Origin of the sequence: Komagataeibacter melomenusus (assembly GCF_013155395.1) — a bacterium.
In the GTDB taxonomy this organism is placed as follows: Bacteria; Pseudomonadota; Alphaproteobacteria; order Acetobacterales; family Acetobacteraceae; genus Komagataeibacter; species Komagataeibacter melomenusus.
Window position 1 is genome coordinate 1 of sequence record NZ_JABJWC010000103.1, and the last position, 945, is coordinate 945.

Below are 945 nucleotides of genomic sequence, written 5' to 3' on the forward strand. Positions count from 1 at the left end.
CCAACACAAACGCACATACCCGCCCCCTCGGCCGGGCTGATCGCCAGCGGAATCGGCAAGAGCTACAAGAAGCGCCAGGTGGTGCGTGACGTATCGCTGCAGGTACAGCGCGGCGAGGCCGTGGCCCTGCTCGGCCCCAACGGCGCGGGCAAGACCACCAGCTTCTACATGATCGTGGGGCTGGTGCGCCCCGACATGGGCACCATCACGCTTGATGGCGCGGACATCACGCAACTGCCCATGTATCGCCGCGCGCGCATGGGCATTGGCTACCTGCCGCAGGAGTCGAGCATCTTCCGCGGGCTCAATGTCGAGCAGAACATCATGGCCGCCCTCGAGATCGTGGAGCCCGACCCCGACCGCCGCCAGACCATGCTTGACGGGCTTCTGGGCGAGTTCGGCATCACGCGCCTGCGGCATTCCTCCTCGCTCGCCCTTTCGGGTGGCGAGCGGCGGCGGCTTGAAATCGCGCGCGCGCTGGCCAGCCAGCCGCATTACATCCTGCTTGACGAGCCACTGGCGGGCATCGACCCCATTGCGGTGGGCGAGATCCGCGATCTCGTGGCGCACCTCAAGGATCGCGGCATTGGCGTGCTGATTACCGACCACAACGTACGCGAGACGCTGGAAGTGATCGACCGCGCCTACATCATGCATAGCGGGCAGGTGCTGACCGAGGGGCGGCCAGAGGAAATCGTGGCCAACGAGGACGTGCGCCGCGTCTATCTGGGTGAGAAATTCACTCTCTGACCCAATACTTGCATAAAATCATAAAAGTTTCCGGGTGCCGCCTTTTTTCAAAAAGGCGGCATTCTCTCGAAGCTTTTTGGGGTCTGTTTGGAATTGATTTTTCACAAGGTCCCTGATGTGCTTTAAACTGCATATGGATCGCTTGATATTGACGGATGCCCAATGGGCGAAAATGGAACCGCTGTGCCTTGGCAA

At 61.2% G+C, this 945-nt stretch carries 1 protein-coding gene; it reads left to right on the forward strand.

Annotation, left to right across the window (positions count from 1 at the left end):
- The first annotated feature begins 15 nt into the window (after positions 1 to 15).
- A complete protein-coding gene (gene lptB / locus HNW77_RS17210; RefSeq protein WP_172159315.1) occupies positions 16 to 750 on the forward strand; it encodes an LPS export ABC transporter ATP-binding protein in 735 nt (244 codons plus the stop codon).
- The last annotated feature ends 195 nt before the right edge of the window (positions 751 to 945 follow it).